This is a genomic window from Mesorhizobium sp. M7A.F.Ca.CA.004.12.1.1, from assembly GCF_003997835.1.
Taxonomy (GTDB): Bacteria; Pseudomonadota; Alphaproteobacteria; order Rhizobiales; family Rhizobiaceae; genus Mesorhizobium.
Map to the genome: position 1 here is coordinate 1 of NZ_RZRK01000130.1, position 10,468 is coordinate 10,468.

Here is a 10,468-nt window from a genome sequence, read left to right on the forward strand (position 1 = left end):
GCCCCAGGAGCCTGGTGATGGCGCCTGCTGTGCCGGCCGCCTTCGGGGTGCTTTAGGATTTCACCTCGGGCCTGTCAACGGACGCTGCCGCGCTTCCGCCTTTGGCCGCGAAACAACAGCTTCGCAGGCGGGCAGCCTTCAGCCGGAGAAGCGCGGGGCCAGTTCCTCGATGCGGCGGATCATCGCCTGAAATTCCTCCGAGATGCGCTGGTGGAGCTTGACCGCGATCTCGGGATATTCCTCCAGGATGCGGCGGAACATCTTGCGGCTGAGCCGCATCACTTCCGAATCGATCTCGGCCGAGGCGCTGGTCAACCGGTTGGTGTCGGCGATCAACGCCAGTTCGCTCAGGATTGTGCCGGGGCCTGCCGTGCCAATCGGGATGCGTTCACCACCCTGCTCCCGGTAGAGCACGATGCGCCCACTGACGACGATATAGGCGGAATCGGCCTCGTCGTCCTCGCGATAAAGCTTGTGGTTGGCAATCAGCCTGGTGTTCTCGGCGCCAAAGGCGAGCAGGCGCAATTGTTCCTGCGTGAAGCCCTCGAAGAGCCTCACGGCGGACAGGACGCGGATGTCGTCATCCAGCGCCATCTAGCTATGTCCCCGAACCGACAGTCCGACTCCTCCTCTGCGAGTTCGATCCAAACCACCCTCCAACTGGATCGTACCCGAAAGCGGCCCCGCCCGACCGCTCATTGGATAATGAAATGTTTAAGGAACCAGCTTGTAGCCGCCGCTTTCTGTCACAAGAATTTCCGCATTGGAAGGATCGCGCTCGATCTTCTGGCGCAGCCGGTAGACATGGGTTTCCAGCGTGTGCGTGGTGACACCGGAATTGTAGCCCCATACTTCCTCGAGCAGCACGTCGCGCGTCACCACCTTCTGGTCGGCGCGATAAAGATATTTGATGATCGAGGCTTCCTTCTCCGTCAGCCGCACCTTGCCGCCGCGCGGGTCGAGCAGCAGTTTCTGGCTGGGCTTGAAAGTATAAGGCCCGACCGAGAAGGTGGCGTCCTCGCTCTGCTCATGCTGGCGCAGCTGCGCCCGAATGCGTGCCAGCAGCACGGCAAAGCGGAACGGCTTCGTCACATAGTCGTTGGCGCCGGCCTCGAGACCAAGAATCGTATCCGAATCGGTGTCGTGGCCGGTCAGCATGATGATGGGCGCCTTGTAGCCGCCCTTGCGCAGGATCTTCACCGCTTCGCGGCCATCCATGTCGGGCAGTCCGACGTCCATGATGAGCAGATCAATGAGGCCGCCGCGCGCTGCGGCGACACCTTTTGCCGCAGTCGATTCCTGCAGCACGTCGAATTCCTCGTAAAGGGATAATTGCTCGACCAGTGTGCCGCGCAGGTCATCATCATCGTCGACGATCAGTATGGTGCGTGAAGTCATGGATCAATCCGTTGTTTTGAAAAGAAAATTCAGTTGACCGCTGCCTGTTTATGCGGAAGCTGACCGGCGCAACAGCCGTTCACAGTGATTTGTTCCGTGGCACGATCATACAAGAAAAAACACGATCGCAATGCAGCCGGCGCAATTTTGCGAAAAGGGCTGCGTGTGCTGACCGTGCGGGCGAGGCCTGGGCATCCAAGCCAGGGCCTGTTGCAGGCCGGGAAAACGGTGTTTGCCTGTGCGTTGGGGCGCGGTGGCATCTCGGCCGGCAAGCGCGAAGGCGATGGCGCCACGCCGCTGGCCGCGATGCGGATATTGTCGGGGTATTTCCGGGGAGATCAGTTCTCCAGCGGCCGCAGGACCCGTCTGGCGATGACGCCGATCGGGCCCGATCTGGGCTGGTGCGAAGTGCCCGAAGACCGCAACTACAACAGGCCGGTCAAGATACCCTATGGCGCCAGCCACGAACGCATGCGGCGCGACGACCGGCTCTACGACGCCTGCCTTGTGCTCGACTGGAACCTGTCGCCGCGCCGGCGCGGGCGCGGCAGCGCCATCTTCTTCCATCTGGCGCGCCCCGGCTTCACGCCGACGCAAGGCTGTGTGGCTGTCACGGCGCAAACCATGGCGCGGCTGCTGCCACTGCTGTCGGACCGGACGGTGGTGAGGGTGGTGAGATAGTAGGGCAGTAGGCAGTAGGCAGTAGGCAGTAGGCAGTAGGCAGTAGGCAGTAGGCAGTAGGCAGTAGGCTACCTGTCGGCGCTGACTTAAATTTTCCTCTACTGCCTATTTCCTACTGCCTATTCCCTGACCTTCGCGGTCTCTGCCAGCCCATGTCTAGCAGGCCCAGCCGGCCAAGCTCCCTGTCCATTGCGCGAGCGACGTCACGGCGCTCGCCGCCGATATCGCGCAGTTGGCGATCGGAGAGATCCTCGACGTTCTGGTAGGTAATGTCGCGGCGGGCGAGGCGTATCGCGACCCGGGCGTGACGCAGCCAGTCGAGAGTTTCGGCCAGCCAGGCCGGGCGGGGTGTCGATGAATTCAAAACGATGATGGACATGGTGTGCTCCGTTCTCCCCGGATATCAAATCCGGCTTGATGATGTTTCGATGGATGGATGATGCCAGATTGAAATCTCTGCGAGAAACGAGTAGTTTTCTCTGGATCATCAAGTTTTATTTGAGGATAGGATGGCTCGTCTTCTGCCCGGGACTCGTGCCTTGAGGACACTGGAAGCAGCGGCCCGGCACCTCAATTTCACCCGTGCCGCCGACGAGCTCGGCCTGACGCCGGCCGCCGTCAGCCATCAGATCAAGGAAATCGAGGATCAACTCGGGCTGGTGCTGTTCACACGCACCAGCCGCACGATCCGGCTCACCGAGGCGGGGACGGTGCTGTTCGACGCCTCGGCCGACGCGCTCGACCTGCTTGGCCGGGCCGTTTCGCGGGCGCAAAAGCTGGCGCGCGGCACCGCCCTTTTGAAGGTAACGCTCGACGCGCAGTTCGCGTCAAAATGGCTGATGCGACGCGTCGACGATTTTCGCAAGCATCACCCCGATATCGAATTGCGATTCGACATTGCCTATGAAGTGCGGGATTTCGAACTCGATGACATCGATGTCGGCATCCGTTTCGGCGCCGGCAAATATCCGGGTCTTCGCACCCACCGGCTGTTCGACAACATTCTCATTCCGGTGTGCAGCCCGAGCCTCTTGACGTCCGGTCCGCCGCTGCGTGAGCCGCGCGACCTCTTCAACCACACGCTTGCGCATATTGAATGGTCGCGGCAAGGCGTGACGTGGCCGAACTGGCGGATGTGGATGGCCGCGGCCGGCATCACTGATTTCGACGACAGCCGGACCGTCGTCTTCGGCAACTCCACGGATGCCGTCCAGGCAGCGCTCGACGGCAATGCCGTTGCGCTCGCCGATTTCGCCATGGTGGCGAACGACCTTTCCCAGGGCAGGCTGGTGCAGCCTTTCGAACTCGGCCTGCGGGTGGCGCCCGAGTTCGCCTACTTCCTGGTCTATCCCGAAAATACCGCCGACGATCCACGCATCGTCGCCTTTCGCGAATGGATGCTCGAGGAAGTCGCCAAGACGCGGACCACGGACAAAGGGCAGTAGGACAGTAGGACAGTAGGACAGTAGGGCAGGGCAGTAGGGATAGGCGTCGGTGCCGTCTGCCCCTATTTCCTACTGCCTTACTGCCCTACTCCTTCTTGATCAGGTTGCCGCCGCGCCGAACCAGCCGATCACGGCGCCGATGATCAGCAGCACGCCGAGCCAGTGGCCGCCGTCGATGAGGGTCAGGTCCCAGCCGAAATTCTCGTAGCGGTGATTGACCGAGAGCGTCGTGGCGACGAAACCCAGCCAGAGCACGAAGCCGAAGACAAGTCCGGCGATCCATGTCGGCTCGCCGCCGGTCATCGCGCCGACGACCAGGGCCAATATGGTGGCCATGACCAGTTCGGCGATGAAGCTGATGACGAAGGGCAGCGGCGACTTCTTCATCATCGCCGGATCGAGCTTGGCGGCCTTCAGCCACGCCTTGCTCAGGCCCATGTACCAAGCGGCGCCGAACAGCCACGCGGCGATCGCGGCAGCGACCACCGCCAGCCAGTTCACTGCTGAAAAATCCATGAGCTCCCCCTCTGATCTGTATGTGATGGAACGCCTGTTCGGCGATCGCGTCAAGCGAACCGCCAGACCGTCGTGCGCTTGACCAGCGCATCCTCCAGCGCCCGCGTGACGGCCACTTCATACACAGAAAGCGGCTCCAGCCCTGCCTTCGGCAGATACGACCGTCCGGGATCGCCGACGAGGATCTCGGCGCCGCGCGCCTTCAGCGTTGCGAACCATGGCATCAGCCGGTCCGCGAAAGATTTGTCGTAGAAAACATCACCGGCCAGGACCACGTCCCAACCTGCATCGGTGCCGATGCAATCCGTGCCGAGGAATTCGGTCCCGACACCGTTGATCTCGCTGTTGAGCCGGATCGCGGTGGCACAGAACGGATCGATGTCGGTTGCGATCACCTTGGCGGCACCTGCCTTGGCGGCAGCGATGGCGACAAGGCCGGAGCCGGAAGCGAAGTCGAGCACACGCTTGCCCCGCGCCGTGCCGGGATTGTCCAGGACATAGCGGGCAAGGCCCTGGCCGCCGGCCCAGGCAAAGGCCCAGAAAGGCGGTGGCAGGCCGATCTCGACCAGCTCATCCTCGGTCCGCTGCCACAAATCATGCGCTTCGTCGGCAAGATGAAGCAGGATCTCCGGGACGTGCGGCGGCGCCATCAGCGCCGTGTTGTCGAGAATGAATTGCCTCGCGCTGTTGGGCGTCAGCGCCGTCACGGAGCCGGCGTCAAGCCGCCCATGCGGCAGACTTCCTTCCATTCGGCCGGCGTCACCGGCTGCACGGAAAGCCGGCCGAGCCGCACCAGCGCCATGTCGGCAAGCTTCGGATTGGCCTTGACCTGCTCCAGCGTCGGCGGGTTCGGCACATCCCTTACGGCGCGGATGTCGACGCATTCCCAGCGCGGATCGTCCGAGGTGGTGTCGGGATGGGCAAGCGCGCAGACTTCAGCGATGCCGACGACGTTCAGCCCCTCGTTGGAATGGTAGAAGAAGCCGAGATCGCCGATCTGCATCGCCTTCATGTTGTTGCGCGCGGCGTAGTTGCGCACGCCGTCCCATTGCGTGCCGGCCTTGCCCTTGGCCTTCAGCATCTCGAAGGAGAACTTGAATGGCTCGGATTTGAACAGCCAGTAGTTCATGTCTTTCTCCTCCTAGGCGTCGCGCGGGCGACCGGGATTAACTAGCCGCCGGCTTGTTGAACGTCCAGTTCCACGGGCGGATTTCGACGCTTTCGAACAGCCCGGCCTTGGCGTAGGGGTCGGCCGCCGAAAGAGCCTGGGCGCCAGCCAGGTCGGACGCTTCGACGACCACGAGGCTGCCATTGGGCTTGCCCTCGGCATCAAGGAACGGACCGGCGAAGGCCAGCTTCTTGTCGCCGTTCAACCCTTCGAGAAAGGCGATATGCTCGGGCCGCGTGTCGAGGCGCACCTGCAGGCTTCCGGGCTTGTCCTTGCAAATCACAGCAAACAGCATCTTTTTCTCCTGATCGTTCAAAGTCGTGGGGATCAATCGTTGGTTTCGGTCTTCAGCGGCCGGGTCATCAAGGCCGTCACAGCCTGCCGGACGGTGATGGCACCGTCCAGTATGGCGGCGACGGCGGCAATGATCGGCGCGTCGATGTTTCGCTCGGTGGCGATGCGGGCAGCGATCGCCGCCGTCGGCACGCCTTCGGCGAGCGGCAATCCGGCAAGCGGCTTGCCTTGGCCGAGCGCCAGGCCATAGGCGAAATTGCGCGACTGGGTGGACGAGCAGGTCAGCAGCAGGTCGCCAAGGCCGGACAGCCCCATCAGCGTTTCGGGCCTGGCGCCGAAGGCAGCGCCGATGCGGCGCAGCTCGACAAAGCCGCGCGTCACCATGGCGGCCTGGGCGCTGGCACCGAGACCCGCGCCAGTGACGGCACCTGCGGCAATGGCAAAGACGTTCTTCAAGGCGCCGCCGATCTCGACGCCGATCAGGTCGTCGTTCGAATAGCAGCGCAGGTTTTCGGCGGAAAAGCGGGCGGCGAGATCGGCGGCCAATGCCTCGTCGCGGGCAGCGACCACAACGGCCGTCGGCAGGCCGCGGGCGACGTCGGTGGCGAAGCTCGGACCCGACAGAGCGGCAACCGGATTGAGCGGCAGGATTTCTTCGACGATCGCCGACAGCAAGGCGCCGGTCTCGCTTTCGATGCCCTTGGCACACAGAACCAGCGGGACACCGGCCGGCATATGGTCCTTCGCTGCCGCCAGCGTAGTCCGCAGCGACTGGGCCGGCGTCACCGCCAGCACGCAGTCGGCACCGTCGAGCGCGGCCTGGATGTTGCTCGTCGCCACGATGCCGGGCTGGAGCGTAATGCCAGGCAGATAGCGTGGATTTTCGCCGCGGTCGATAGCGGCTACGGTGTCCGGGTCGCGCGCGTAAAGGCGGACGAAATGGCCGGCGCGCAGCATGGCCAAGGCCAAGGCAGTGCCCCAGGCCCCGCCGCCGAGCACGGCAACGCGCCAGCCGGTCGGCGCGGTGTCGTTGCCGCCCATTGCCCGCTCGTTCATGCCTTGGCTCCGCGCCGGCCGGAGCCGACCATCGGCGCCGAGATGCTATCCAGCGGCCAGCGCGAGCGCGGCACGAAATCGAAGCCGTTCTCATGCGCCATGCCGGCGCGCAGCCGCTCGACACCGGCCCAGGCGATCATCGCCGCATTGTCGGTGCAGAGCTTCAGCGGTGGTGCAATGAAGGTGAAGCCGGTCTCGGCACAGAGCCGCTCCAGCATGATCTTGATCGTGCGGTTGGCGGCGACACCACCGGCAACGACGAGGGCCGGGTTTTTCGTGCCGGGAAATGTCTCGCGAAAGCGCGTCAGCGCGCGGGAGACGCGGTCGGCCAGCGCATCGGCCACCGCTGCCTGGAACGAAGCGCAGATGTCGGCGACGTCCTGGTCGCTCAGCGGCGCAATGGCGCTCGCCGCCTGGCGCACGGCGGTCTTGAGGCCGGAGAAGGAGAAGTCGGGCTGCGCCGAGCCCTTCATCGGGCGCGGAAAGGCAAAGCGCGAGGCACTGCCGGCCTGTGCCGTCTTCTCGACATTCGGCCCGCCGGGATAGGGCAGGCCAAGCATCTTGGCCGTCTTGTCGAAGGCTTCGCCGAGCGCGTCGTCGATGGTCGTTGCCCAGCGCTGATAGTCGCCGACGCCGCGCACGGCGACGATTTGCGTATGGCCGCCGGAGACCAGCAGCAAGAGATAGGGAAAGTCGAGCCCGTCGGTCAGCCTTGCGGTCAGGGCATGGCCTTCGAGGTGGTTGATGGCGATCAGCGGCTTGTTCGCCGCAGCGGCAATCGCCTTGGCCGTCATCAGCCCGACGATCAGCCCGCCGACAAGGCCGGGGCCGGCGGTGGCGGCAATCGCGTCGATATCGGCGAGTGCCGTGCCCGAATCGGCAAGCGCCGCTTCGATGATGCCGTCCAGCGCCTCGACATGGGCGCGCGCGGCGATTTCCGGCACGACGCCGCCGAAAGCGGCATGCTCCTCGATCTGGCTGAGCACGATGTTGGACAGGATTTTTGGCGCGGCGTCGCTGTCGATGGCCACCACGCTGGCGGCGGTCTCGTCACAACTCGTCTCTATGCCCAGCACGCGGATCAATTCGTCGCTGTCCCTAAAGATTGTATCATGGGGCTTTCCCCGTTAGGAGAACCCCGGAAAAGCCTCGCTTGCCGGGGGGTTATCACGGACTGCGCGCCATGCAAACAATCTTGAGAATCGGAACACGCGGCAGCCCGCTGGCGCTGGCACAGGCGCATGAGGCGCAGGCGCGGCTGATGGCCGCGCATGGCATGCCGGCGGAGGCGTTCGAGGTGGTCGTCATCTCGACCAGCGGCGACCGCATCCAGGACCGGCCGCTGTCGGAAGCCGGCGGCAAGGGCCTGTTCACCAAGGAGATCGAGGAGGCGCTGCTGGCGGGCCGGATCGACATCGCCGTGCATTCGTCGAAGGACATGCCGACGCAACTGCCCGACGGTCTCGAACTCTCGGCCTTCCTGCCGCGCGAGGATGCACGCGACGCCTTTGTCGGCAAGGCGGCGAAGACGATCGCCGAACTGCCGCGGGGGGCGAAAGTCGGCTCGTCGTCGCTGCGGCGGCAAGCGCTGATCCGCCGGATGCGGCCGGATCTCGACGTGGTGATGTTCCGCGGCAATGTGCAGACGCGGCTGCGCAAGCTCGAAGAAGGCGTCGCCGCCGGCACGATCCTGGCCTATGCCGGGCTGAAGCGGCTTGGGCTCGAGCAGGTCGTCACCGATCTGATACCGCTCGATGTCTTCCCGCCGGCGCCGGGGCAAGGCGCGATCGGCATCGAAACCCGTATCGGCGACCGCGATGTCGAAAAAATGCTGGCAGCCGTCCATGATGTGCCGACCGGCCAGGCGCTGGCCTGCGAGCGTGCCTTCCTGGCGGCGCTCGATGGCTCCTGCCGCACGCCGATCGCCGGCTATGCGGCGATCGAGGCCGGAAAACTGTCTTTTGCCGGGCTGATCATCTCGCCCGACGGCACGCAGTCGCACACGGTCGAGCTGCAGGGGCCGGCGCAAGACGCCGCCCGCATCGGCGGTGAAGCGGCCCGGAGCGTGCGCGCCAAGGCCGGCGAAAAGTTCTTCGACGGCTGGCTCTGAAATGCTTCGCGTCCTGGTGACCAGGCCGGAACCAGGTGCTTCGCGCACGGCGCATCGGCTTGAGGAGGCAGGTTTTCAGCCGGTTCTTTTGCCCCTGACCGAAACAAAGGCGTTGCCCGTCGCCGCCGGACTGATCCCGGACAATGCCGTCGCAGTGGCCGTCACCAGCGCCAATGCCATGCGTCATGCGCCGGAAGAAATCATCGCGACGCTCGCCGCCTTGCCTTGTCATGCGGTCGGCAAAAGGACGGCGCAAGCGGCGCGTCGAGCGGGGTTTTTGTCGGTCAGTGAAGGCCCGGGCGATGCGGAGGCGCTGGCCGACAGTCTCGCCGTCGATTTTTCTGGAAAGACGATTGTCTACCTCTGCGGACGCGTGCGTTTTCCGGCGTTCGAACAGAGGCTCGGGACGGCGGGCGTTCGGGTCCACGCCGTCGAGACTTATGACACGCTGACAATGGGGTATTCGGACGAAGTCATCCTCGAACGCCTGTCGGGTCAACCTTCCTCCTCTGTGTTTCTCTATTCATCCACGTCGTCGGCGGCTCTGCAGCCCTTGGCAAGACTGCCCGCTCTGCGCGGTCTCTTCGAAAAAACGTGGGTTTTTGCGCTTTCCACGCGCATCGCCGCAGCCTTCGACGATGTCGCCAGCGAAAGGATCCGCATTGCCGCGCAGCCCGACGAGGAGGCACTGCTGGCGCTTTTGCAGGCGCCGCGCTGAGCCGCGTCATCACACCGCCCCTTTTCACCGCTTGGTGATGTGCTAGACCCTTTCTGAACCATCATGCGCCGCCAGGCGTTGAGACGAAGCGAATTGTGCGGAGCCCAGGCATGGTCAAGACGCCGAAGATGCGACACTCGAAAAGCCGCCGCGAGCCGGTGACCATCGATCTCGAGCCGGGCGCCGTCTCACGCATCGCCGACGAGGACGCCGCCACGCAGGAGGCCCGGACAGACGAGGCGAAGGCCGAGGAAGCAGCGAACGCTTCGCAACCCGAGGTTCCCGAAGAGCCGGTTCACGCCGACCAGACCGATCTCGAGCCCTGGGAGCATACCGACGCCCGGGCCGAACCGGAGCAGCCGTCGGCAGCGGCGACAAAGCCCGCTAGCGAGGCCGAGATCCCCTATCCCGGATCGTCCGACGAGCCCGGATCGTCCGACGAGCCCGGATCGTCCGATGCGCCGGCCGGCAAGACCAAAGCCTACGACTACAGTTTCGAGGACGCATCGGCGAAGCGCACGCAGACCGACGGCAACAAGGCGAAACCCGAGACACGGGACGAGAAAATGGCGCCACCCCTTGAAAAGCGCGGCGGCCTCAACGGCGTCGCCGCCGGCATCATCGGCGGCGTCATCGCGCTGGTCGGCGCCGGCGGGCTGCAATTTGCCGGCCTGCTTGGCGCGCCGGGTTCCGGTGCCGGCGTCTCGCTCGATGGCGTCAACGGCGACATCGCCTCGCTGAAGACCGAAATCGCCGGTTTGAAGGACGCCGGCGGCAACGGCGATGGAGCGGCGAAGATGGTCGGCCTGTCCTCGGGCCTTGAACAGGTCAAGGCCGATGTGGCGGCGCTGAAATCGGCTGTCGAGAAAGGTGGAGCAGGCGACGCGGCCGGGGTCGCCGCACTGGGCGACAAGGTTGCGCAGATCGAGACGGCGGTCGCCGCCCTCGGCAAGGCCGGCAGCTCGGCGCCGGTCGATCTCGGTCCGCTCAACGAGAAACTGGCTGGCCTCGACGCGCTGGTGAAGTCGGCCGGCGAGGCTACGACGGCGCAGGAGGGCCGGCTGACAGCGCTGGAGCAGTCT

13 protein-coding genes and 1 pseudogene are annotated in these 10,468 nt (G+C 64.7%); 5 read left to right on the forward strand and 9 right to left on the reverse strand.

Going from position 1 to position 10,468, the window contains the following annotated elements; genetic code table 11:
- Nucleotides 1-138: 138 nt before the first annotated feature.
- Both EN984_RS09535 and EN984_RS09540 read right to left on the reverse strand, forming a co-directional pair.
- Nucleotides 139-594 (reverse strand): cyclic nucleotide-binding domain-containing protein, encoded by a 456-nt coding sequence (locus EN984_RS09535; RefSeq protein WP_023811239.1) that lies wholly within the window; start codon nucleotides 592-594, stop codon nucleotides 139-141.
- A gap of 120 nt (nucleotides 595-714) precedes the next feature.
- Entirely contained in the window at nucleotides 715-1,398 is a 684-nt protein-coding gene (locus tag EN984_RS09540) for a response regulator transcription factor (RefSeq protein ID WP_013528898.1), read from the reverse strand.
- Between the two features lie 144 nt (nucleotides 1,399-1,542).
- On the opposite strand from EN984_RS09540, the gene EN984_RS09545 reads away from it, so the two are divergent.
- On the forward strand, nucleotides 1,543-2,079 hold the full coding sequence (locus EN984_RS09545; RefSeq protein ID WP_206517156.1) for a L,D-transpeptidase: 537 nt from the start codon (nucleotides 1,543-1,545) through the stop codon (nucleotides 2,077-2,079).
- Between the two features lie 112 nt (nucleotides 2,080-2,191).
- On the opposite strand, the gene EN984_RS09550 is transcribed toward EN984_RS09545, so the two are convergent.
- Nucleotides 2,192-2,458 carry a hypothetical protein gene (locus EN984_RS09550; protein ID WP_127269720.1) on the reverse strand — a complete coding sequence of 89 codons (267 nt, stop codon included), beginning with the start codon at nucleotides 2,456-2,458 and terminating at the stop codon, nucleotides 2,192-2,194.
- A 130-nt stretch (nucleotides 2,459-2,588) separates the two neighbouring features.
- Here EN984_RS09550 and gcvA point away from each other — a divergent pair, with 130 nt between their 5' ends.
- Entirely contained in the window at nucleotides 2,589-3,524 is a 936-nt protein-coding gene (gene gcvA / locus EN984_RS09555) for a transcriptional regulator GcvA (protein WP_127269718.1), read from the forward strand.
- A gap of 99 nt (nucleotides 3,525-3,623) precedes the next feature.
- Here the strand turns inward: gcvA and EN984_RS09560 are convergent, their stop codons facing one another.
- Genes EN984_RS09560 through tsaD form a run of 6 tightly spaced genes read right to left on the reverse strand, consistent with a single transcriptional unit; the run spans nucleotide 3,624 to nucleotide 7,640 of the window.
- Nucleotides 3,624-4,040 (reverse strand): DUF1761 domain-containing protein, encoded by a 417-nt coding sequence (locus EN984_RS09560; RefSeq protein ID WP_127269716.1) that lies wholly within the window; start codon nucleotides 4,038-4,040, stop codon nucleotides 3,624-3,626.
- Between the two features lie 50 nt (nucleotides 4,041-4,090).
- Nucleotides 4,091-4,789, reverse strand: a complete 699-nt coding sequence (locus EN984_RS09565) for a methyltransferase (RefSeq protein WP_206517149.1) — start codon at nucleotides 4,787-4,789, stop codon at nucleotides 4,091-4,093.
- On the reverse strand, nucleotides 4,744-5,169 hold the full coding sequence (locus EN984_RS09570; protein ID WP_023811233.1) for an EVE domain-containing protein: 426 nt from the start codon (nucleotides 5,167-5,169) through the stop codon (nucleotides 4,744-4,746). Before EN984_RS09570 ends, EN984_RS09565 begins: the two co-directional genes overlap by 46 nt.
- 37 nt (nucleotides 5,170-5,206) lie before the next feature.
- Nucleotides 5,207-5,503 carry a YciI-like protein gene (locus EN984_RS09575; RefSeq protein WP_127269714.1) on the reverse strand — a complete coding sequence of 99 codons (297 nt, stop codon included), beginning with the start codon at nucleotides 5,501-5,503 and terminating at the stop codon, nucleotides 5,207-5,209.
- A 32-nt stretch (nucleotides 5,504-5,535) separates the two neighbouring features.
- The gene (locus EN984_RS09580) at nucleotides 5,536-6,558 is read right to left on the reverse strand and encodes an NAD(P)H-dependent glycerol-3-phosphate dehydrogenase (protein ID WP_127270042.1); all 1,023 of its coding nucleotides are present in this window, start codon (nucleotides 6,556-6,558) and stop codon (nucleotides 5,536-5,538) included.
- Nucleotides 6,555-7,640 (reverse strand): tRNA (adenosine(37)-N6)-threonylcarbamoyltransferase complex transferase subunit TsaD, encoded by a 1,086-nt coding sequence (gene tsaD, locus EN984_RS09585; RefSeq protein ID WP_206517155.1) that lies wholly within the window; start codon nucleotides 7,638-7,640, stop codon nucleotides 6,555-6,557. Before tsaD ends, EN984_RS09580 begins: the two co-directional genes overlap by 4 nt.
- A gap of 101 nt (nucleotides 7,641-7,741) precedes the next feature.
- Here tsaD and hemC point away from each other — a divergent pair, with 101 nt between their 5' ends.
- From hemC to EN984_RS09600, 3 genes and pseudogenes are all read left to right on the forward strand, one after another.
- Complete coding sequence (gene hemC, locus EN984_RS09590) at nucleotides 7,742-8,668, forward strand: hydroxymethylbilane synthase (RefSeq protein ID WP_127269866.1); 927 nt, start codon at nucleotides 7,742-7,744, stop codon at nucleotides 8,666-8,668.
- 1 nt (nucleotide 8,669) lies between these two features.
- On the forward strand, nucleotides 8,670-9,386 hold the full coding sequence (locus EN984_RS09595; protein WP_127383717.1) for a uroporphyrinogen-III synthase: 717 nt from the start codon (nucleotides 8,670-8,672) through the stop codon (nucleotides 9,384-9,386).
- Between the two features lie 110 nt (nucleotides 9,387-9,496).
- Nucleotides 9,497-10,468 (forward strand): annotated as a pseudogene (locus tag EN984_RS09600) (phage tail protein); the annotation flags it as partial.